The sequence below is a fragment of the Nonomuraea jiangxiensis genome (assembly GCF_900099965.1).
Classification (GTDB): Bacteria; Actinomycetota; Actinomycetes; order Streptosporangiales; family Streptosporangiaceae; genus Nonomuraea; species Nonomuraea jiangxiensis.
This window is the reverse complement of sequence record NZ_FNDJ01000023.1, coordinates 149,381-168,422: the sequence shown is the minus strand read 5'-3', so window position 1 is coordinate 168,422 and position 19,042 is coordinate 149,381. Positions and strand designations below refer to the sequence as shown.

At 72.3% G+C, this 19,042-nt stretch carries 20 protein-coding genes; 12 read left to right on the top strand and 8 right to left on the bottom strand.

Annotated elements, in window-relative coordinates; translation table 11 throughout:
* Positions 1–590, bottom strand: a 590-nt coding sequence (locus BLS95_RS39370; protein WP_281250086.1) for a TCP-1/cpn60 chaperonin family protein, incomplete at its 3' end; no start/stop codon positions are given.
* A 212-nt stretch (positions 591–802) separates the two neighbouring features.
* Between BLS95_RS39370 and BLS95_RS39365 the strand changes: the two genes are divergently transcribed.
* From BLS95_RS39365 to BLS95_RS39335, 7 genes are all read left to right on the top strand, one after another.
* A complete protein-coding gene (locus tag BLS95_RS39365; RefSeq protein ID WP_090943899.1) occupies positions 803–1,420 on the top strand; it encodes a TetR/AcrR family transcriptional regulator in 618 nt (205 codons plus the stop codon).
* A 79-nt stretch (positions 1,421–1,499) separates the two neighbouring features.
* Complete coding sequence (locus tag BLS95_RS39360) at positions 1,500–2,057, top strand: dihydrofolate reductase family protein (RefSeq protein WP_090943896.1); 558 nt, start codon at positions 1,500–1,502, stop codon at positions 2,055–2,057.
* An 855-nt stretch (positions 2,058–2,912) separates the two neighbouring features.
* The gene (locus BLS95_RS39355) at positions 2,913–3,098 is read left to right on the top strand and encodes a hypothetical protein (protein WP_090943893.1); all 186 of its coding nucleotides are present in this window, start codon (positions 2,913–2,915) and stop codon (positions 3,096–3,098) included.
* 34 nt (positions 3,099–3,132) lie between these two features.
* A complete protein-coding gene (locus tag BLS95_RS39350; RefSeq protein WP_245765556.1) occupies positions 3,133–4,077 on the top strand; it encodes an ABC transporter ATP-binding protein in 945 nt (314 codons plus the stop codon).
* A complete protein-coding gene (locus BLS95_RS39345; protein WP_090943887.1) occupies positions 4,074–4,796 on the top strand; it encodes an ABC transporter permease in 723 nt (240 codons plus the stop codon). Before BLS95_RS39350 ends, BLS95_RS39345 begins: the two co-directional genes overlap by 4 nt.
* The gene (locus BLS95_RS39340; RefSeq protein WP_143044048.1) at positions 4,793–6,082 is read left to right on the top strand and encodes a sensor histidine kinase; all 1,290 of its coding nucleotides are present in this window, start codon (positions 4,793–4,795) and stop codon (positions 6,080–6,082) included. Before BLS95_RS39345 ends, BLS95_RS39340 begins: the two co-directional genes overlap by 4 nt.
* Positions 6,079–6,672: a response regulator transcription factor gene (locus BLS95_RS39335; RefSeq protein ID WP_090943881.1), complete on the top strand. Its 594-nt coding sequence runs from the start codon at positions 6,079–6,081 to the stop codon at positions 6,670–6,672. The genes BLS95_RS39340 and BLS95_RS39335 overlap by 4 nt, the downstream gene beginning before the upstream one ends.
* A gap of 213 nt (positions 6,673–6,885) precedes the next feature.
* On the opposite strand, the gene BLS95_RS39330 is transcribed toward BLS95_RS39335, so the two are convergent.
* Both BLS95_RS39330 and BLS95_RS39325 read right to left on the bottom strand, forming a co-directional pair.
* Positions 6,886–7,419 carry a hypothetical protein gene (locus tag BLS95_RS39330; RefSeq protein ID WP_090943878.1) on the bottom strand — a complete coding sequence of 178 codons (534 nt, stop codon included), beginning with the start codon at positions 7,417–7,419 and terminating at the stop codon, positions 6,886–6,888.
* Positions 7,420–7,587: 168 nt separating this feature from the next.
* Positions 7,588–7,824: a DUF6289 family protein gene (locus tag BLS95_RS39325; protein ID WP_090943875.1), complete on the bottom strand. Its 237-nt coding sequence runs from the start codon at positions 7,822–7,824 to the stop codon at positions 7,588–7,590.
* A gap of 375 nt (positions 7,825–8,199) precedes the next feature.
* On the opposite strand from BLS95_RS39325, the gene BLS95_RS59295 reads away from it, so the two are divergent.
* Positions 8,200–8,334: a hypothetical protein gene (locus BLS95_RS59295; RefSeq protein WP_281250085.1), complete on the top strand. Its 135-nt coding sequence runs from the start codon at positions 8,200–8,202 to the stop codon at positions 8,332–8,334.
* A 37-nt stretch (positions 8,335–8,371) separates the two neighbouring features.
* Here BLS95_RS59295 and BLS95_RS39320 read toward each other — a convergent pair whose 3' ends face one another.
* Both BLS95_RS39320 and BLS95_RS39315 read right to left on the bottom strand, forming a co-directional pair.
* Positions 8,372–9,229: an LLM class flavin-dependent oxidoreductase gene (locus BLS95_RS39320; RefSeq protein WP_176993621.1), complete on the bottom strand. Its 858-nt coding sequence runs from the start codon at positions 9,227–9,229 to the stop codon at positions 8,372–8,374.
* Between the two features lie 229 nt (positions 9,230–9,458).
* Complete coding sequence (locus BLS95_RS39315) at positions 9,459–12,683, bottom strand: ATP-binding protein (protein WP_090943870.1); 3,225 nt, start codon at positions 12,681–12,683, stop codon at positions 9,459–9,461.
* Between the two features lie 170 nt (positions 12,684–12,853).
* Between BLS95_RS39315 and BLS95_RS39310 the strand changes: the two genes are divergently transcribed.
* Positions 12,854–13,336, top strand: a complete 483-nt coding sequence (locus BLS95_RS39310; protein WP_090943867.1) for a hypothetical protein — start codon at positions 12,854–12,856, stop codon at positions 13,334–13,336.
* A gap of 41 nt (positions 13,337–13,377) precedes the next feature.
* Here BLS95_RS39310 and BLS95_RS39305 read toward each other — a convergent pair whose 3' ends face one another.
* A complete protein-coding gene (locus BLS95_RS39305; protein ID WP_090943863.1) occupies positions 13,378–14,493 on the bottom strand; it encodes an epoxide hydrolase family protein in 1,116 nt (371 codons plus the stop codon).
* A gap of 63 nt (positions 14,494–14,556) precedes the next feature.
* On the opposite strand from BLS95_RS39305, the gene BLS95_RS39295 reads away from it, so the two are divergent.
* Both BLS95_RS39295 and BLS95_RS39290 read left to right on the top strand, forming a co-directional pair.
* A complete protein-coding gene (locus BLS95_RS39295; protein WP_176993620.1) occupies positions 14,557–15,516 on the top strand; it encodes a helix-turn-helix transcriptional regulator in 960 nt (319 codons plus the stop codon).
* A gap of 132 nt (positions 15,517–15,648) precedes the next feature.
* Positions 15,649–15,939, top strand: a complete 291-nt coding sequence (locus BLS95_RS39290; RefSeq protein ID WP_090943859.1) for an antibiotic biosynthesis monooxygenase — start codon at positions 15,649–15,651, stop codon at positions 15,937–15,939.
* 74 nt (positions 15,940–16,013) lie between these two features.
* On the opposite strand, the gene BLS95_RS39285 is transcribed toward BLS95_RS39290, so the two are convergent.
* Both BLS95_RS39285 and BLS95_RS39280 read right to left on the bottom strand, forming a co-directional pair.
* Positions 16,014–16,340 (bottom strand): hypothetical protein, encoded by a 327-nt coding sequence (locus tag BLS95_RS39285; protein ID WP_218136209.1) that lies wholly within the window; start codon positions 16,338–16,340, stop codon positions 16,014–16,016.
* Between the two features lie 109 nt (positions 16,341–16,449).
* Positions 16,450–16,947 (bottom strand): GNAT family N-acetyltransferase, encoded by a 498-nt coding sequence (locus tag BLS95_RS39280; RefSeq protein ID WP_090943857.1) that lies wholly within the window; start codon positions 16,945–16,947, stop codon positions 16,450–16,452.
* A gap of 215 nt (positions 16,948–17,162) precedes the next feature.
* Between BLS95_RS39280 and BLS95_RS39275 the strand changes: the two genes are divergently transcribed.
* On the top strand, positions 17,163–19,013 hold the full coding sequence (locus BLS95_RS39275) for a S8 family serine peptidase (protein ID WP_176993619.1): 1,851 nt from the start codon (positions 17,163–17,165) through the stop codon (positions 19,011–19,013).
* Positions 19,014–19,042 lie beyond the last annotated feature (29 nt).

Genomic DNA, 19,042 nt, shown 5'->3' with positions numbered 1-19,042 from the left:
CCCTTGTCGAAGCGCATGCCCTCGGTGAGCTCAAGCTCCAGGCCGAAGGTGTTGCTCTCCTCGACGGTGATGACGCCTTCCTGGCCGACCTTGTCCATCGCCTCGGCGATGAGCGAGCCGATCTCGGGGTCGGCGGCGGAGATGGAGGCGGTGGAGGCGATCTGCTCCTTGGTCTCCACGTCCCTGGCGAGCTTGGACAGCTCCTCGCTGACCCGCTCGACAGCGGCCTCGATGCCCTTCTTCAGGGCCATCGGGTTGGCGCCGGCGGCCACGTTGCGCAGGCCCTCACGCACCAGCGCCTGGGCGAGCACGGTGGCGGTGGTGGTGCCGTCGCCCGCGACGTCGTCGGTCTTCTTGGCGACCTCCTTGACCAGCTCGGCGCCGATCTTCTCCCAAGGGTCCTCGAGCTCGATCTCCTTGGCGATGGACACGCCGTCGTTGGTGATCGTGGGAGCGCCCCACTTCTTCTCCAGCACGACGTTGCGGCCCTTGGGACCCAAGGTCACCTTGACGGCGTCGGCGAGCTGGTTCATACCGCGCTCGAGACCGCGCCGGGCGTCCTCGTCGAACGCAATCATTTTCGAAGCCATGATGCTCCTGCTCTCGATGGGGTCCGGGGACGGCGCCCGCGACGGACGGCCGCCGGCGGGCGGACAGGCCCGCCGGCGCGCCTCGCCGTCCCGGCGCACGCCTTGCTATTGGCACTCTCCGGTCGGGAGTGCCAGGCGTCATGTCGCACTCTATACACAACTTGCGTGTCACGCATCTAGTGCGTGCCCCGCACTTCGGGTAGAGTCGGCCCATGAACGACGACGTCATGGACCTCCGGGCCCGCAACAAGCAGTCCACGCGGGAGGCGATCAGCCATGCCGCGCTCCGCCTGGCCATCGAGCAGGGCCCGCACGGGCTGGCCCTCGTCCGCGTCCACGACATCGCCACGGCCGCGGGGGTCTCACCGCGCACCTACAACAACTACTTCTCCAGCAGGGCGGAGGCGATCTGCGCCTTCCAGGCCGACCAGGCCGGTCGCGCCGGGCAGGCGCTGCGCTCCCGGCCCGCCGACGAGCCGCTCGACCAGGCCGTCATCGCGGCCATGATCGAGCTCTACACCGATCCCGAGCCCGACAGGGCGGGGCTACGCATGATCATGTCCACGCCTGAGCTGGAGGGCGAGGCGCTCAAGGCGTTCTCCATGGCGGAGGGCCCGCTCGCCGAGGCGATCGCCGCCCGCACCGGCACCGACCCCGCGCGCGACCTGTTCCCCGCCGTCACGGCCGCCGCGATCGCCGGCGCCATCCGGGTGGCGGGGCGGCACTGGCTCGAGCCCGGCACCACCGGCTCCTTCGCCACCGTCCTGCGCGGTGCCCTATCCTGCGTCGTTCCCGCCGCGCCGCCGCAGGCTCCGTCACCCACGCGATGACCTCCCGCCCGCCGATGAGTTTCCCCCCGGCAGGCGGTCTGCACGGAGTGATTCGTCGCACCTGACAGGAGAACCACCGATGGCCGCACTGATCTACTCCGCGATCGCGTCGCTCGACGGCTACACCGCCGACGAGAAGGGCGACTTCACGTGGGCCGCACCCGACGAGGAGGTGCACGCCTTCATCAACGACCTGGAGCGTCCGATCGGCACCTACCTGTACGGGCGCGGAATGTACGAGACGATGATGGTCTGGGAGACCATGGACACCGGCCCGGCGGAGCCAGACGTCATCCGCGACTTCGCCACCCTCTGGCGGGCCGCGGACAAGATCGTCTTCTCCACGACCCTGCCGCAGGCGCCCACCGCCAGGACCCGCCTCGAACGCGACTTCCGCCCCGACGCGATCCGCGACCTGAAGGCGACGGCGGACCGCGACCTCTCCATCGGCGGCCCGCACCTCGCCGCCCACGCGCTGCGCGCCGGCCTCGTGGACGAGTGCGGCATCTTCGTGGTCCCTGCCGTGGTCGGCGGCGGCAACCGGCTCTTCCCTGACGGCCTGCGGCTCCGGCTCGACCTGCTGGAGGAGCGCCGGTTCGCCGGTGGCATGGCCTACCTGCGCTACCGCGTCGGCTGATCGCGGCCGCCTGGCTGCGCTATGGTGTCCGGAAATGTGCCGGTTGTCCTGAACGGGGCGTGGTGATGGGCCGCCGTTCCAGCGCAGGCGGAGTCGGGCCAGGCCTGCGGCGGCCCTTCGCGGACGGCGCGGCGGCGTGCGTGGTCGTCGGGTGTTCTGGCTGCCGCCGATCATCGACGTGGCCGGCACCTGGCGCTCGGTCGCCGGGCCGGCGCTGGCCGCGGTCGTGGCGGCGGCGATGCTGCTGCACCGGCGCCTGCCGGTGCCGGCCGTGACGACGGCCAGGCCCGCTCCCCCGGCCATCCGGTTCCTCGACACCCTGGCCGCCGAGCGCATCAAGGTCACCAGCCTGCCGGCCGGGTGGATCGCCCTCGCGGTCACCTTCGACGCCAACACCCTGCTCGGCATCGTCGCCGCCACGGATACCGTCCGCGTCGCCGGTCAGGCGGGGCCGGTCAGGCGGGGTCGGTCCCGCTCGCCGAGCTCGGCACCCTCATGCTGCACCGGTCTACGGGTTCGTCGCGATCGCGGTCTTCGGGGCCGGCAGCGAGTACCGTGGCGGCCGGCTGCGCGTGAGCCTCGCCGTCGTACCCGACCGTGGCCGGCTGTTCGCCGCCAGGCTCACCGTCAGCGCGGCGCTCAGCCTGGTCGCGGCGATCCCGGCACCCTCCCGGGTTACGTGCTGCGGAACTTCGCGGTGGTGAGCTGGGAGCCGGTGATGCCGCCGCCGGATTCCTGGCCCTCCTGGCCGTCTATCTCCTGCTCGGTCTCATCGGCCACGGGTTCGCCGTCGTCGGGAGGACGGTCGTCACCCCTCTCGCCGTACTCCTCGTCACGGCCGTTCTCGTCTCGCCGGTGTTGCTGGGCGCGCTGCCGAATCTGGTGTGGTTCCTCCCGCACGAGGCGGCCCTGAGCCTGCTCGGGACGCCCGCCGACCCGGCCAGGGCACTCGGCCCGAGCGCCGGGGCACTCGTCCTGGCCGCCTGGGCGGCGCTGTCGGTCGCCACCGCCTGGCAGGTCTTCCTGCGCGGAGACAGCTGACCGCTCATGGCCGGCTGACATCTGTCATACCGGGGTGACTGACTCCCGGCACTACAGCCGTATCCCGCTCTCGACCAGGCTGAACGGCATGGGAATCGCGCTCGAAGTCGAGGCCGTGAGCAAGCGCTACGGCGGTACCGTGGCGCTCGACGGCGTGGATCTGAAGGTGAAGGAAGGGCAGACGGTCGCCGTGCTCGGCCCCAACGGGGCGGGCAAGACCACGATGTTGTCCATCGCCCTCGGGCTGCTCGCGCCCGGTGCGGGAACGGCCAGGGTGTTCGGCCTCCCGCCCGCCGACGCGCTGCGCTCGGGTGCCGTCGGGGTGTTGCTGCAGGATGCTGGGTTGCTGGAGGACGTACCGGTCGGCGAGTTGGTGAGCGCGGTGGCCGGGATGTACCCGGCGCCGATGCCGGTCGAGCGGGTGCTGCGGGCGGCGGGCGTGGCGGAGTTCGCCGGGCGGCGCGTCGGCCGGTTGTCCGGCGGGCAGCAGCAGCGGGTACGGTTCGCGCTGGCCCTGGCCGGTGACCCCAGGCTGCTCGTGCTCGACGAGCCCACGGTGGGACTGGACGTCGACAGCCGCCGCGCCCTGTGGCAGGAGGTACGCGCCCGTACGGCGGAGGGGCGCACGGTCGTGTTCGCCACCCACTACCTGACCGAGGCCGACGACTACGCCGACCGGGTGGTGCTGCTGGCCGGCGGCAAGATCGTGGCGGATGGGCCGGTCGAGGCCGTCAAGGCCCTGGTCGGCGGTACGGAGGTGCGCTTCGTGACCGGCGGCGCCGACGTGTCGGCGTTCGAGGCGCTGCCGGGTGTCCGCCAGGTGCACATCGAGGGCCGTACGGTCGTGCTGCGTACCGGCGACTCCGACGCGACGCTCCGCGCCTTGTTCGCGAAGTTCGACGACGTCCGGGACGTCCGCACGGTGAGCCCTGACCTGGAGAGCGCCTTCGTGAGCCTGACGGGAGGGCAGGAGCGATGAGGTCGTACCTGAGGCTGGAGCTGCGTCGGGCCTTCCGCAACCCGGCCGGGCTGATCCTGCTGACCGGCTTCCCGGTGGCGCTCTACCTGCTGTGGACCAAGGTGCTGAACGTGGTGCCGCAGAACCAGCAGGGCGACTTCGCCGCCTTCAGTATGGTGTCGATGGCCACGTACGGTTCGCTGGGCGGCGCCCTGTTCATCGGCGGCGCCATCGCGCTGGAGCGGAGCAAGGGCTGGGCACGCCAGCTCGCGGTGACGCCGTTGCCGGCCTCCGGGTACGTGGTGGCCAAGCTGGTCAGCGGGGTCGCCGGGGTGCTGCCGAGTATCGTGGTCGTACTGGCCGCGGGCGCGCTGCTGGGCGGGGTACGGCTGCCGCTGTGGACCTGGCCGGCCCTCGTGGCGCTGATCTGGGTGGGCGTCGTGCCGTTCGCGGCACTGGGCATCGCCTTCGGCTACACGCTCAAAGGGCAGGCCGCGAACCTGGCCATGATGGGCGTCTACTTCGTCCTGTCCGTACTGGGCGGATTGTGGCTACCCGTGCAGGTGATGCCCGAGCCGATGCGGGTCCTGGCCGAGTACAGCCCCGCCTACCAGGCCGGATCGCTGGGCTGGCGGGCGCTGGACGGGCAGTGGCCGACCGGGACCGCCGTCGGCGTGCTGGCCGCCTGGACCCTGCTGTTCGCCGCGCTGGCCGTGTGGCGTTACCGTCGGGCTCTGTGACGGTCGCGAACGTGACGCTGGGAATGCCGCCGAGGGACGCCGGCCGAGGCCGTGCGGCGGGCCGGGCCGGGGGCCTGGCCTGGCTGCTCCTGCTGGGCTGGCCGCTCTGGTCGTGGTTCGGCACGGCGCCGGGGGCCGGGGTGGTGGTCTGGGTGCTCGCGGCGGTGGCGCTGTTCGCGGTCTGCTGGCTGAACATCATGTGGCGGACGTTCAGCGTCGGTAAACCCTCGACGTGGGCCCTGATCGGGCTGCCGGTCACGGCGGCGGCCCTGCTGCCGGCGCTCGGGCCGCCGTGGGCGTACGTGTCGTTCGTGTTCGTCGTCAGCACGCTGGCCGCCGCGCTGACCGGGGCCGCGTTCGCCGCCGCGACGGCGGCGACGGTGGTCGTGGAGGTGGTCGCGCTGGTGGCGCAGGGAGTGTCGTTCGGCGGGATCTGGTGGGTGCCGATCGCGGTCGTGGCGCAGGCGACCGCGGTGCACAGCATGCTGCGGATGGGGATCCTGCTGGCCCGGCTGGACGCGGCCCGCGCCGAGGTGGCGCAGCTCGCCGTGGAGAACGAACGGCTGCGCTTCGCCCGGGACCTGCACGACATCCTGGGGCACACGCTGACCACGATCACCATCAGGAGCCAGCTCGCCGCGCGGCTGGCGCACACCGACCCCGATCGAGCGGCCCGCGAGATGACCGACGTGGAGCGGTCCGCCCGGCAGGCCCTCGACGAGGTACGGCACGCGGTGTCCGGCTATCGGGCGCCCGCGCTGTCGGAGGAGCTGGACAAGGCGGCGCGCGGGTTACGGCTGGCCGGGATCGAGCTGGAGGTGTCGCCCGCCGACGGACCCATCCCGGCCGCCGCCGAGACACTGCTGGCCTGGGCCGTACGCGAGGCCACGACCAACGTCCTGCGCCACAGCCGGGCCAGGCGCTGCTGGATCGACCTGCGGGTCGACGCCACCGCGGCCACCTTGGAGGTCCGCGACGACGGGTCACCGGCGACCGGGGCGGACGGCGGGCCACCGGCGGGCGAGACTCAGGACGGGCTCCCGGCGGTGGGCGGGACTCAGGACGGGCTCCCGGGCCTCGGCCGGTCGGCGGGCGGGACTCAGGACGGGCCCTCGGGCCTCGGCCGGTCGGTGGGTGGGGCGTGGGATGGCGGGCAGCGGCCGGGGAGCGGGCTGACCGGGCTGGCCGAGCGGCTCACGCAGGCCGGTGGCCGGCTGGAGGTCGGCCGGCCGCCGGGCGGCGGCTACCGCCTCTACGCCCGCGTCCCGCTGGCGGTGACCCCATGATCCGCGTCCTGATCGCCGACGACCAGGACCTGGTCAGGGGCGGCCTGGCCGCGCTGCTCGCGCTGGAGCCGGACATCGAGGTGGTCGCCGAGGTCGGGCGCGGCGATCAGGTCGTGGCCGCGGCGGCCGAGCACGACCCAGACGTCGTACTGCTCGACATCGAGATGCCGGGCCTGTCGGGCCTGGAGGTCGCCGAACGCCTGCGCGACCGCCGGGTGATCATCGTGACCACGTTCGGCAGGCCCGGCTACCTCAACCGGGCCCTGGACGCGGGCGTGGCCGGTTACGTGGTCAAGGACGCCCCCGTCACCGAGCTGACAGCGGCCGTACGGCGGGTGATGGCGGGCGAGCGGGTGATCGATCCCAAGCTGGCCGTGACCGCCCTGACGGTGGGCCCGAGCCCGCTCACGCAGCGGGAGGCCGAGGTGCTGCGGGTCGCCTCCGACGGCTCCACCGTGGCCGACATCGCCCGGCGGCTGTTCCTCACCGAGGGCACCGTACGCAACTATCTGTCCTCGGCCATCGGCAAGACGGGCGCCCGCAACCGCGCCGAGGCCGCCCGCGTGGCCGAGTCACGCGGCTGGTTGTGACCCCGCGGCAGCTCAGGAGCGGAGTGTCCCGCCCAGCGTCTCGCGCGCCGCCTCGGTGGCTTCCGCGCGCACGCCGGGCGGGACGGCGTTCGCTCATCTCGGCGCGGTAGACGGCGATGCCGACGCTGCCCAGGAGCGCCACCCCGATCTTTACACTCAGGGCCGCTCCGGCCGCGCTCGGGAGGGAGGGCACCTATGGCGACCAGGAAGTCCTCACAGTCCGGGTAGCGCGATCGCCGTGCTGATCGCCGCGCTCAGCAGCAAAGTCGTGCCCATGATCGGTCCGGCCGTTCGGCTGCTCGCTGTGGTGGTGGCGCGCAGGCGTGGTGCTGCCACACCGAGCACGACCAGTTGGACGACGCCGACGACTGCCACACCGATGTCATTCAGCAACAGCGCCAAGGGCAGGAAATGCGCCGCCACGACGAGCGCGACCCACCACGCCATCCACCGGGACGCCCCGCGCCTGCCCAACAGGAGACACCCGGCTCCCGCGGCCACGACCTCCGCCGCGACCAGGACGCCGAACCAGGCGTACTTCCCCTCCAGGGCGCTGGGCTGGTCCCAGTTCGCAGCGGTCAACACCCCGAAAGCCACAGCGAACCCCACCCCCAGGACCGACGCCACGCCCAGCCAGACCCGCCAGCTCCGGGGCGGGTCCTCCTGGGACCAGCCGAACCACACGAAGGCCATCAGCCCGAACCACGCCGTGGTGAAGCACTGGTCGCGTAAGAACTCTGTCAGCATCGGCACTCATTTCTGTAAGTCAGCGATCCGAGAGCGGCGTAGAAGGTTGTATCTCAGCCGCCCAACGGCTGTTTACTCTATGAACGCTCCAGAGTTCCCTCGGCGGCCCACGACGTGCGGATCCGCCGGCAGGGCCACACGAGTGCGTGCCCTGCCGGCAGCCTTACGTCAGTTGCAGGGGCTCGTGGACCACGTGATGTAGCCGTTGAGTCTGCCCCAGGTCGAGACCTCACCACTGCAGAATTCCGTCTTGACCCCGACCAAATTGGTGCGCGCGGAGTCGGAGAAGTACTGGGTGTTGCACATGTAGCCGGCCCGGCAGGCGGGGGCGGCCTGCGCGCCTGTCGGTACGGTGGCGAGCGCGGCGGTGGTCAGAACGGCGACGGCCAGTACGCGACGGATCATGAATCGTCCTTCCTGATCGGGGGGAACGGGGGGTAATCAGCCACAGGGCGTTTCGGACCAGTCCTTATATATGGTGCGACGCCTCAGCCGTAGAAGGAACCCCAGAAGCATCAAGACCGGCACAGCCCCCGCCCCGCTTCGCCGCTCCGTCTCACCAGGCTTGCGTGTGCCCGTTCACGGCCGGTGGCGGCGCTCACTGGACGGAGAAGTCGCACCAGGGGGACCACTCCGACACCGCCGCGCTGTCCTCGGCCCGCACCCGGAAGCGACGTTCGACAAGCAACCGGGCGAGGGCGCGGACAACCACGCGGCCGGGAACGGCTGTGCGCTCTGGCCGCCGTCGCACACGCCGCCGATCCCGACGCCCTGGCCGACATGCTGATGCTCGTCACCTCAGGGCTCTACGCCAACGCGGCCACGCTCGGCCCCTCCGGCCCCGCCGCGCGTTCGGTCGCCGCCGCCCGCATCCTCATCGACCAGCACGTCCCCGCGCCTGTCCCCGCACCCTGACAGGACGAACCGCTGAGGCGCAGAGTGACGGGGCTGGTCAGAGGCCGATGACCTCGGCGAGGAGGTCCACCTGCGCAGGATCCGGATCGTTGCCCATGAAGATCAGTTCGTCACAGCCGATTTGGTCGAAGGCGGCGATCGCGGCGGTGATCTGCTCCGGTCGGGTGTAGGCGATGGAGATGCCGTAGTCCGCGTACTCGTCGCCGGCGAAGGCGTAATAGGAGCCGACGGCATCGGAGATCGCGGCCTCGGCATCGGGGCCGAGTGCGTACATCACCGACGCCACCAGCCGAGGCGCGCCGGGTCTGCCGGCCGCCGTCCACGCCTGCCGGAGCTGAGGGGCGAAGTCCTGAACGTCCTGCACGGTCGCGTCACCGGCGATCCATCCCGTCCCCCGGGAGACGATGCGGCGCAGGGTCGCCTTGGAGGTGCCGCCGAACAGCAGGGCGGGCCCGCCGGGTGTGGCGGGTCGCGGGCCCACGGGGTCGCCGGGTGCCGTGGCCGCCGCGAGCCGGTCGAGGAGCTGGTCGAACTGCTTGCCCCTGGTGCCGTAGTCGACGTCGCTGAGCACGAAGTCGTCCTTCCGGAGTCCCGGAGCGAGCCCCAACTGCAGGCGGCCGGGCCCGGCGAGCTGGTCGAGTGTGGTGACGGCCTTGGCGAACAGGGCATGGTTGGCGCGCAAAGGTGCGAGAAGCACGCTGGTCACGAGCCGGATGCGCGAGGTGGCGCCCGCCGCGGCGGCCAAGGTGATCAAAGGCTCCGGCGTCGACCAGGCCAGACGGTCACTGACGCTGAGGCTGGAGAAGCCGCGCAGTTCCGCTCGGCGGGCCCAGTCCACCAGTGTCGTGCCGTCGGTCCACCGGGCATGACCGGGCAATCCGATACCGATATCCATTACAGGTGCATTCCTTCCGTCAAGGGGTTCAGGTGCGAAGGGCGTGGCCGGAGCCCCCGTCGGCACTCCGGTCATGCGGGGTTCGGCCCTCGCGGGGGCACCCACCTCAAGGCCGGATGACGGTGCGAAGCCCCGGCCGCCATCGTGCAATCCCAAGCGCGGTTGAGGTCAACACGGCCCCGGGACAGCCCCAGGAAACACGAAGCCGCTTCCACACCCGACGCGACGGTCAGCCTCCTCGAAGAGCGAGAGCCACCTGCTCGGCCCTGCCGTAGTCGTACGGGACGGACAGGCGTTCGGCGTCGGCCATGGCCTGCCCGGCCACGCGCCGGGCCGCCCGCTGCCTGCCCGCCGTGGCCAGCACCAGGGCGCGGGCCCAGCCGATCCGGGCGACCGCGCCCGGATTGCGCGACACGAAGCGGGTCATGCGGGAGTGCAGGAAGCGCGCGGTCCCCGGGTCGGGGTCGAGGGAAGGGAGGAGCTCGGCCAGGCCGGTCCAGCATTCCAGCAGGCCGTGCTGGGCCGGGGGCAGCCGCCTGGCCAGGGCGAGAGCCTCCCGCACCGCCGGGCCGCCGCTCGCGGGGTCCAGACGGGCGCCGGCGGTGAGCAGGCGCATGCGCTGGATCACGTGCAGGGCGGCGCTGTCGCGAAGTCCCAGCTCGCGCGCGTGCGTACGGCGGCGCTCGGTCGAGGCCCAGGCGGCCGCCAGCACCTCCGCGATCCGCCCGGCCGCGACCCCGTCCAGGCGGAGCAGCGCCTCCACCCGCCCCATCAGGCACCAGTAACGGCCGATGTCGTCACCGCCTACCCGCGCGACGGCCAGCTCCTCCGTCTCGGCATAGAGGTCTACGGCCGCGCCGAAGTCGCCGCGCCACAGGGCGGTTTCGGCGAGCATGCCCGCGCAGCTCTCCGCCATCCGGGGGTCCGGCGTTCTGGCCCGGCCCTCGGCGAACGAGTGGCGGGCGGCCTCGAACGCCCCGGAAAAGAGCTGGTCGAGCCCGCGGGCCAGCCGGGCGCGGTTCGCGGCGGCCGTGGGGTGCGAAATGCCGGCCAGGGCGTGGTCGGTGAGCGCGCCGTAGCGGTCGGCCAGGCGATGGAGGCGGGCGATGCGGGCGATGGTGGCGAAGTTCGCGTACGCCTCGGCGCGCAGTGCGGGGTCGGTCGCCTGCTCGGCGGCGTTGAGCTGGCGGAGCGAGGCGAGCAGCATCGTGGGCAGGTCCCGTTGCAGGAAGGCGAGCCTGGCCAGCAGCGTGAGCGCCTGCGCGGCCTCGGCCCCGGCGGCGTCGGCCCGGCGTACGGGCAGCAGGCGGCCCGCCGCCGCGCCGACGAGGGCGACGGCCCGGCCCGGCGACGAGGTCGGCAGCGGCCGGCCCACGGTGTCGAGCGCGGCCCTGGCCAGGGCGATCGCCTCGCCCTCCCTGGCGAGCTGGTGCTCGCTCACCGCGGCCATCCACAGCCGGCGCGCCCTCAGGTGCGGGGCCTCCCGGGTACGGGCGAGGTGGCGGCGCACGATGGCACCCGACTCCTCGTACAGGCGTAATCGCAGGCACAGCGCCCAGTAGTGGTCCAGGAACCGCGGTTGCCCCGACGCGGCCCAGGCCAGGCGGATGTTGTCCAGCTCCGGGGCGAGAACCCGGGTGACCTCGGTGTCGGAGGCGTCCTCGAGCGCGGCGGCGTGGCGGTCGAGGAGGCGGGCGAAGTGGGCGGCGTGCCGGCGGCGTACGGTCCGGTCCAGGTGCGCGGCGGCGAACTGCTGGATGAGGGGGTGGATGGCGTACCGGCCCGCGGGCGTGAGGTGGATCATGCTGTGGTCCACCAGGCGTACCAGGACCTCCGGGCTGGTCCTGGCCACCTCCAGCGCCGCCCGCAGCGTGCACCCGCCACCGAACACCGACAGCGCCGCCAGCGCCTCCTGCCCCGCCGGGTCCAGCAGCCGCCATGAAGTCTCGAAGACCGTTCGCATGCAGGCGTGCCGGGAGCGGGCGGCGGGTCCTGGGGCCGAGAGCAGGCCGGGGTCCACGCCGAGGCGCTGGGCCAGCTCGGCGCAGGGCACGGCCCGCAGCAGGCTGGCCGCCAGCTCGATGGCCAGTGGCAGTCCGCAGGTCGCGGCGCAGATCGCGGCCACCAGGGCGGCCTCCCGGTCGGGATCGAACGACGGCTGCGCCTTCAGCGCCCGTACGGTGAAGAGCTCCTCGGCGGCCGGGGCGGGCAGGCCGGTCACCTCGACGATCACCTGGCCGGGCAGGTCGGGGCGGCGCCTGCTGGTGGCCAGTACGCCTACGCCGGGCGCGGCCTCCATGATCCGGGCGATGACCGCGTCGAAGGCGGGAAGGTGCTCCAGGTTGTCCAGCACGAGAAGGGTCGAGCGGGCGGAGAGCGTGGCGAGCAGCAGGTCGAGCGCGGGGCGCGGCGGCGTGAGGTCGACGCCGAGGCGGCGGGCGAGCGTGGTCACGGCCGCCTCGTGCCCGACCCCGGCGAAGGACACGAACGCCACGTCCCGCGCCGGTCCACGCGCGCCGTCCCCGTTCCGCGCCGGTCCACGCCCGCCGTCCCCGTTCCGCGCCTGCCCACGCTCACCGTCCCCGGCCCCGGCCGTGCGGGCAGTGGCGGCGATGGCGAGGCGGGTCTTGCCGATGCCTCCCGGCCCCACCAGGGTCACCAGGCGCTCGCGGGACAGCAGCTCCCGCAGGTGGCGGACCTCGGCCGCCCTGCCGATCAGCTCGGTGCCGGGCACCGGCGGGCCCGCCCGGCGGTGCCCGGGCCTCGGCAGGAGCGCCTGCCTGAGGGCACGTGTCTCCGGCGCGGGATCCACGCCCAGCTCGGCGGCCAGGCGCCGGCGGAGGTCCTCGTAGCAGGCCAGCGCCGCGGCCCGGTTGCCCGCCTCGGCGAGGGAGGCGATCAGCAGCCGGTGCGCCTCCTCGTCGAACGGGTCCAGGTCGGTGACGATGCGCGCCAGCCGTACGAGCTGCTCGGGACACGCGGAGCCCGCGGTCGCGGCGCCCACGAGCACCTCGCGCAGCATCGAACGCACCCGCCCGCGCTCCGCGTCCAGCCACCCGGCGAAGGCGGGGGCGTCGCCGAAGGAGACGCCGTCCAGGAACTCACCGCGCCACAACCGCAGCACGCCCGCCACCGGCAGCTCGCGCGTGAGCTGACGGTGGTCCACGAAGGAGGTGTCGTCGGCGCGGAAGCCGACCTGCTCGCGGCCGATGTCGAGCCAGCCGCCCACCTCCCTGCGCAGCTCCGACAGCGCCAGCCGCAGGCTGCCCCGGGCGTGGGTGTCGGGCCGCTCGCCCCACAGCAGCGTCGCCAGCTCGCCCCGCGGGCGCGGCCCGGGCGCGGTGGCGAGGTAGCAGAGCAGCGCCCGGGTCTTGGCGGAGCGGATGCCCACGGGCACCCCGCCGACGGCCAGCTCCGGCGTGCCGAGCAGCAGTACGGTGAGAGTGTCTCCCATAACGGGAGGGTAGGCGCGCGGCTCCCGCCTGCCTGTGCCGATTCTTACGGACGGATTGTGCACTGGGTCCTTGACCTGCGCTCTAACGATGTGCTCACGACGCCCCGAGCACGCTGATGCCGCGTTTCGCGACAAGGAGCGGAGCGTCAGCACATCGAGGAGGAACCAGCATGCACTCTCGCAAGCCGATCGCCGCGTTGGCACTCGCCGCGGGCCTGATGGCACCGGCGGCTCTGGCCACGACGCCGGCGCACGCCATGGCCGCGTCGTGCCGCGTGACGCTGTACGACATCGACGCGGGCAACGTCGCCGAAGGGGACGGCCAGGACGAGCTCCGCTTCCTGGTCCAGGGAAACCTGTTCCCCCGATTCAACAGTACGCACTACTCCATGAGGTCCGGGGACGACGGAGACCCCGCCGACTTCGAGTACCCGACCGCGATCATCACGACCGGCCAGAACGTGACCTTCGACCTGCGCGAGGCCGACGGGCCGATCTGGGGCCAGGGCACCAGCCTCGGCACCGTGACGGCGTTCGGCTCCTCGTGCGTCCCGCTCGACGAGGACGAGGACGTGATCATCTCGGATACCCTCACCGGGGACGAGCCGACGGAGTTCACGTACTCGGTCAGGCTCAAGATGGTCGGCCTGTAACCGTCGGTGAAGGCCCCGCCGCCCGGCGGGGCCTTCACGGGTCAGCGCAGCCCGCCGTAGAAGGTGCGCAGGTCGTCGACGAGCACGTCGGGCACGACGTGGGCGGCGTAGTGGCCGCCGCGGTCGTAGGACTTCCAGTGCACGATGTTCTGGTGGTCGCGCTCGGCGAACCTGCGCATGGAGACGAAGTCGCCCCCGAACATCGCCAGGCCCGTCGGGACGGTGGTGGGCCCCTTGGGGTGCTCGGCGTGCGCGTCCTCGTAGTAGAAGCGGGTGGCCGACGTCGCGGTGCCGGTCAGCCAGTAGAGCATGACGTTGGTCAGGACGAAGTCGGGGTCGAGGTCCGGCGCCTCGCCGAAGAGCTGCGCGTTCCAGCCCAGCAGCCCGACCGGCGAGTCGAAGATCGCGTACGACAACGTCTGCGGCTGCTGCGCGTGCAGGGTGTTGTAGGACATCTTGTTCTCGGAGAACCACTGGAGCACCTCCAGCCCTCGCTGCTCCTCCGCGGTGATCCCCTCGAACTCGGCCGGATCCCCGGAGGGGAACGAGAAGAGCTGGGTGACGTGCACCCCGACGACGTGACCGGGATCCACCCGCCCCACCTCTGGAGAGACGAACGAGCCGGCGTCGTTGCCGACCGCGCCGTAGCGGTCGTAACCCAGCCGCCGCATCAGCTCCGCCCACGCCCTGGCGGTGCGGTACCGGTTCCAGCCCCGCTCCTTGGTCGGGCCGGAGAAGCCGAAGCCGGGCAGCGACGGGATCACCACGTGGAAGGCCTGTGCCGGGTCCTCGGGATCGGTGAGGGGCTCGATGACCTTCTGGTATTCCACGATCGAGCCGGGCCAGCCGTGCGTGAGGATCAGCGGCAGGGCGTTCTCGTGCCGCGAGCGGACGTGCAGGAAATGGATGTTCTGCCCGTCGATCTCGGTGGTGGCCTGCGGGTACCGGTTGAGCTCGGCCTCGTGGGCGCGCCAGTCGTAGCCGTCGCGCCAGTAGTCGGCGAGCCCGCGCACGTACTCCACCGGGACGCCGTAGTCCCAGCCGGCGCCCGGGATCTCGTCGGGCCAGAGTGTGCGGTCGAGGCGGTCACGAAGGTCGTCCAGCCGGGCCTGCGGAACGTCGATGCGGAAGGGCCTGATCTCGTGGTTCTCGCTCATGACGGCAACGCTACGGATCATTCCGGTCAAGTTCTGTCCTGAAGTGCTGGCACGCTTGAGGACATGTTGGAGACCTCGGCGCGGCTGCTGCGCCTGCTGTCGTTGTTGCAGGCCAGGCGTGACTGGCCCGGCGCCGCTCTCGCGGAGCGGCTTGGAGTGAGCGAGCGGACCGTGCGCCGCGACGTCGATCGGCTGCGCGACCTCGGATATCCGGTGGACGCGACCCGTGGCACCTACGGCGGCTACCGGCTGGGCGCCGGCACCGCCATGCCGCCGCTCCTGCTCGACGACGACGAGGCGGTGGCCGTCGCGGTCGGGCTGCGCACCGCCGCCGGCGGCAGCGTCGCCGGCATCGAGGAGACCTCGGTACGCGCGCTCGCCAAGCTGGAGCAGGTGCTGCCCTCCCGGTTGCGGCACCGGGTCAACGCGCTGCAGACCTACACCGAGCCCGTGCCCGCGGACCGTCCCGGCCCGGTGGTGGACCCGGGCGTGCTGACCGCGCTCGCCGCGGCCTGCCGGGACCAGGAGCGGCTGCGGTTCGACTACCGCGCCCACGACGGAACCGCGGGTGTCCGGACCGTCGAGCCGCACCGGCTCGTGTCGTGGGGCCGCCGCTGGTATCTCGTCGCGTGGGACGTCGACCGGCAGGACTGGCGCACGTTCCGGGTCGACCGCGTCGAACCCCGGGTGCCCACCGGGCCGCGCTTCCCCCCACGCGATCCGCCGGAGGGCGGCGCGGCCGCGTACGTCGCGCAGGGAGTGTCGGCCGCGGCCTGGCGCTACCGGTCCCGGATCGTCGTCCACGCGCCCGCCGAGGTCGTGACCGAGCGTATCAACCCCGCGGTCGGCGTGGTGGAGGCCGTGAACGACGACACCTGCGTGCTGAACACCGGCGCGGACAGCCTGCACACGATCGCCGTCCACATCGGCCTGCTCGACCTGGACTTCGAGATCATCGAGCCGCCGGAGCTCATCGACCACGTGCGCGACCTCGCGGCCCGCTACGCCCGCTCCGTCTCATGAGGGCTCGTCCACGGAGCCGGGCGTCCAACGCCCGGTCCGGCACTCTCACCCGAACGGCCTTGACATCGCTCATGGCTAGAGTTTAACTCTAAACTCAGTCACTAGAAGTCAACTCTAGAGAGATGGTCCAACATGGCTGTCATCAGCATCACCCGCTTCCAGACCGGTTCCACCGATGCCGAGGAGGTCCAGGCCCGGCACGCCGACCTGGTCAGCGCCGTCAGGGCCACCCAGCCGGGCCTCGCGGAGGCGCGCCTCGGCCGGCTGGACGACGGGACGTGGGTCGGCGTCTGGCGCTGGGATTCGGCCGCCAGGCTGCAGGCGGCTCGCCAGGCCGCGCATGACATGTCCGCGGCCACGGCGGCGTTCGAGGTGGTCCGCGATGCCACGGTGGAGGACATCGAGATCCTCGCCGATCTCTGAGCCCACGCCCTCCCCCAGGAGACGGCACCGGGCGCCGTCCCCCTTCCGGACGGCGCCCGGTGCCCCTCGGGCTCTCAGACCCGGCGCTCGTCAACCCCCACGGCGCCGACCCCGCTGCCGAGCCGGCCGCAGGTGCCCTGCGACTGCCCGATGCCACCCGGCGCGAGCGTGACCCACTCCCCGACGACGTCGGGCGCCCAGCCGCAGGTGATCACGGCCCGGAACCGCCAGGTCTGGCCCATCGGGTTGCTGCAGAACGCGATGCCGAGGTAGTTGTCGTTGTGGTGGACGAAGGTGCGGCAGTTGAGGTATGTGGCCGCCGAAGCGGGCGCGGCGAGCCCCAGCGACAGCAGCGCCGCTGACCCGGCCACGGCCGCCGCGACGCGCATGGTCTTGAACATTGCCCCTCCTGAACCCTGTGTTGGGTGTCACTTTGCGTAGTCGATCGTACGCATGGAGTGGCGACAACGAAACTCATTATTCCCGCGCCCCGCGCCCCTGTGCAGCCGGTCAGACGCGACGCTGCAGAATCATGCCGGGCCACTCCCTCACGGTGAACGGCTGGACGCGGGTGAAGCCGCAGCTTTCGTAATAGGCCACCAGCCGGCCGTCGTCACCGGCGTAGCAGTCGACCCGCACCAGCCCGACACCACGCCCCCGAGCCTCGGCGACGGCCCATTCCAGCAACTGCCGCCCCACGCTCCGGCCGGCGTAACGGTGGTCGGCGACGAGAGCCTGAACGTACAGCTCGGGTTCGGCGGCGGGAGTGACGTAGTCGTGCGCGTCCCCGACGACGACGCAGCCGGCGGGCCCGCCGTCGATCTCGGCGATGCGCATCCCACCACCCGCCAGCCACCCGGCGACCTGTCCCCTGCGGTGGTCGTCGCCGCTGAACGGACGACTCCCCCACTGCCCGGTACGCCCCTGGGTGACCAGCCACGCCACGGCACTGTCGAACATGGCCAGCACGACGTCGACGTCCCCGTCACGGCCTTCGCGAATGTCCATCCGGCCACTGTAGGCGGCCGGCGATCATGCCCTGCCACCTGCCTGGACGGCGGTGGTCATGAGCCGCCGTCGGGGAGGCTTCGACATCGGTAGATCCCCGGCGTCAATACTTCCGTCAGATGCGCCAATACGACGCCCGCCGGCTCGGGATTAGATTCGGGCGAACCATTCCATCCGCACCACCTCCAACCCCCCACGCATGGAACGGATTCGTCATGGCCAAGCGTCCGGCACTCCTGGCTGCCCTCGCCACCGTGGTCACGGCCACCACCGCGATCGGAACCCTGCCCGCACAAGCCGCGGCACCCCTCCCGGTCCCGATCAGCGTCGTCCTCCCCAAACCCGTCAACCTCGCCGTGGCCGGAAACATCCCGGTCACCCTGCTCAGCGCGGACGGCGTGGACGCCACCGCCGTCGATCCCGCCACCGTCCGCTTAGCCGGCGGCGTGCCGGTCGCCCAGGGCGACGGCGGCTACCTCACGTCCACCGTCGACGCCAACCGCGACGGCCGGGCCGACCTCGTCGTCCAGGCCGACAAGAAGCTCCTGGCCCGCGACGGCGGGCTCGGCCCGGCCTCCACGGCGCTGACCGTGACCGGGTCGCTGCGCGACGGTCAACGCTTCGAGTCCTCGGGCACGGTGACGGCCGAGGTCGCCCTTGAGGTCAAGTTCAACGAGCCGCTCCAGGTACGCGGCGCGAACCAGAACCTGCGCAGCACCAGCGGCGGGAACCTGGCCACGGTGCACACCGTCCTCGACCGGCACGGGGCCCGATCGGTCACCCCGCTGGTGCCGGACGCCGCGGTCGCCAAGCTGGACGGCCTGAAGGCCCAGGCGAAGACGCGCGCCGGGTCGGCGGTGCCCGACCTGGGCTCCTGGTACACCGTCGTACTGCCCGCCGACGCGGACGCGGCGAAGGTGGTCGAGGAGCTCAAGGCGCTGCCCGAGGTGGCCTTCGCCTATCCGTCCCCCGACCCCGTACCGCCGCCCGCGAGCCAGGACGTGGAATCGGCGGCGGCCGCGACCCCGGACTTCACCGGGATGCAGGGTTACCTGCGGCCCGCGCCGCAGGGCATCAACGCCGACTTCTCGCGCCGGGACCCGCGGGCCCGCGGCACCGGCATCAGGATCGTCGACCTCGAGTACGACTGGAACATGGCCCATGAGGACCTCCAGCTCAACTCGTCGAGCGACCTCGGCGGCACGGTGTTCCCGCGGTACACGGGCTTCGCCGACGAGCACGGCACGGCGGTCTTCGGCGAGCTGGTCGCCCGGGACAACGGCTACGGCGTCACCGGCAGCGTGCCGGCGGCCACCATGTACGGCATCTCGCCGAGCCAGGCCGTGTCCGGCGGGGGCACCCGCTGGAACCCGGGCGCTGCGCTGGCCTACCTCGCCGGGCGAGGCGTGCTCCGGCGCGGCGACGTCGTCCTGCTGGAGCAGCAGACGTCGGGCCCGCTCGGCGGCAGCAACTACGCGCCGCTGGAGTGGATCCCGTCGGTGTTCGACGCGATCAGGCTGCTCGACGGGCTCGGCGTCACGGTGGTCGAGACCGGCGGCAACGGCAACCAGAACGTCGACTCCAGCATCTACGTCCGGGACGGAATCAAGTGGTTCGACCGCAACACCCACAACTCCGGCGCGATCCTGGTCGGCGCCGGTAGCGACACCGACCGGGAACGGCTGAGCTTCTCGAACTACGGCTCCCGGTTCGACCTGCAGGGCTGGGGCCGCAACATCGTGACCACGGGCAGCAACGGCAACCTGCAGGGCGGCACCAGCCCGGCGAACCTCAACGTCCGCTACACCAGGACGTTCGGCGGGACGTCCGGAGCCGGGCCGATCGTCACCGGCGCGGTCGTGGCCGTCCAGTCCTACCTGAAGGCCACCGGCCAGGCGCCCTGGACCGCCGCGCAGGTCGCCGACCTGCTGAAGCGTACGGGCACCCCGCAGGGTCCCAACACCACGGGACAGCGCATCGGCCCGCTGCCCAACCTCGAGGCGGCCCTGAGGGAGATCGAGGTCGACGTCCCCGCCACCGAGGCGACGCTGAGCCCCGGACGCTGACCTTCCGCGATCACCGGTGACGCGAACCT

Excerpts from the sequence above, each read along its gene's own strand:
- BLS95_RS39365 (WP_090943899.1), top strand. The coding sequence starts at position 803 with ATGAACGACGACGTCATGGACCTCCGGGCCCGCAACAAGCAGTCCACG.
- BLS95_RS39330 (WP_090943878.1), bottom strand. The coding sequence starts at position 7,419 with ATGCTGACAGAGTTCTTACGCGACCAGTGCTTCACCACGGCGTGGTTC.
- BLS95_RS39275 (WP_176993619.1), top strand. The coding sequence starts at position 17,163 with ATGGCCAAGCGTCCGGCACTCCTGGCTGCCCTCGCCACCGTGGTCACG.
- BLS95_RS59295 (WP_281250085.1), top strand. The coding sequence starts at position 8,200 with ATGCTGATGCTCGTCACCTCAGGGCTCTACGCCAACGCGGCCACGCTC.
- BLS95_RS39315 (WP_090943870.1), bottom strand. The coding sequence starts at position 12,683 with ATGGGAGACACTCTCACCGTACTGCTGCTCGGCACGCCGGAGCTGGCC.
- BLS95_RS39285 (WP_218136209.1), bottom strand. The coding sequence starts at position 16,340 with ATGTTCAAGACCATGCGCGTCGCGGCGGCCGTGGCCGGGTCAGCGGCG.
- BLS95_RS39345 (WP_090943887.1), top strand. The coding sequence starts at position 4,074 with ATGAGGTCGTACCTGAGGCTGGAGCTGCGTCGGGCCTTCCGCAACCCG.
- BLS95_RS39305 (WP_090943863.1), bottom strand. The coding sequence starts at position 14,493 with ATGAGCGAGAACCACGAGATCAGGCCCTTCCGCATCGACGTTCCGCAG.
- BLS95_RS39335 (WP_090943881.1), top strand. The coding sequence starts at position 6,079 with ATGATCCGCGTCCTGATCGCCGACGACCAGGACCTGGTCAGGGGCGGC.
- BLS95_RS39320 (WP_176993621.1), bottom strand. The coding sequence starts at position 9,229 with ATGGATATCGGTATCGGATTGCCCGGTCATGCCCGGTGGACCGACGGC.
- BLS95_RS39290 (WP_090943859.1), top strand. The coding sequence starts at position 15,649 with ATGGCTGTCATCAGCATCACCCGCTTCCAGACCGGTTCCACCGATGCC.
- BLS95_RS39295 (WP_176993620.1), top strand. The coding sequence starts at position 14,557 with ATGTTGGAGACCTCGGCGCGGCTGCTGCGCCTGCTGTCGTTGTTGCAG.
- BLS95_RS39325 (WP_090943875.1), bottom strand. The coding sequence starts at position 7,824 with ATGATCCGTCGCGTACTGGCCGTCGCCGTTCTGACCACCGCCGCGCTC.
- BLS95_RS39280 (WP_090943857.1), bottom strand. The coding sequence starts at position 16,947 with ATGGACATTCGCGAAGGCCGTGACGGGGACGTCGACGTCGTGCTGGCC.
- BLS95_RS39310 (WP_090943867.1), top strand. The coding sequence starts at position 12,854 with ATGCACTCTCGCAAGCCGATCGCCGCGTTGGCACTCGCCGCGGGCCTG.
- BLS95_RS39360 (WP_090943896.1), top strand. The coding sequence starts at position 1,500 with ATGGCCGCACTGATCTACTCCGCGATCGCGTCGCTCGACGGCTACACC.